The organism is Psychrobacter sp. S1-30-MNA-CIBAN-0213 (assembly GCF_040309845.1).
Taxonomy (GTDB): domain Bacteria; phylum Pseudomonadota; class Gammaproteobacteria; order Pseudomonadales; family Moraxellaceae; genus Psychrobacter.
On record NZ_JBEOPE010000153.1, the window covers coordinates 1 to 244 of the forward strand.

The 244-nt window shown below is 49.6% G+C and carries 2 tRNA genes; both read right to left on the reverse strand.

The window, feature by feature from the left end:
• Positions 1–49: 49 nt before the first annotated feature.
• Positions 50–123: transfer RNA gene (locus AAEY87_RS14315), tRNA-Ile, on the reverse strand.
• A gap of 8 nt (positions 124–131) precedes the next feature.
• Positions 132–202: transfer RNA gene (locus AAEY87_RS14320), tRNA-Gly, on the reverse strand.
• Between the last annotated feature and the right edge of the window lie 42 nt (positions 203–244).

Consider the following 244-nt stretch of genomic DNA (forward strand, 5'->3'; position numbering starts at 1 on the left):
CCCCAAACCACATATATGCTGTTATACATCCAAGAAAAACTTGGTGCAATGGGCCTAAATGGACTCGAACCATCGACCTCACGCTTATCAGGCGTGCGCTCTAACCAGCTGAGCTATAGGCCCATAAAAAAAGCGGGTGAGGAGAATCGAACTCCCATCATCAGCTTGGAAGGCTGAGGTTTTACCACTAAACTACACCCGCATAAACGGTCTCGACGGGAATCGAACCCGCGATCTTCTGCGT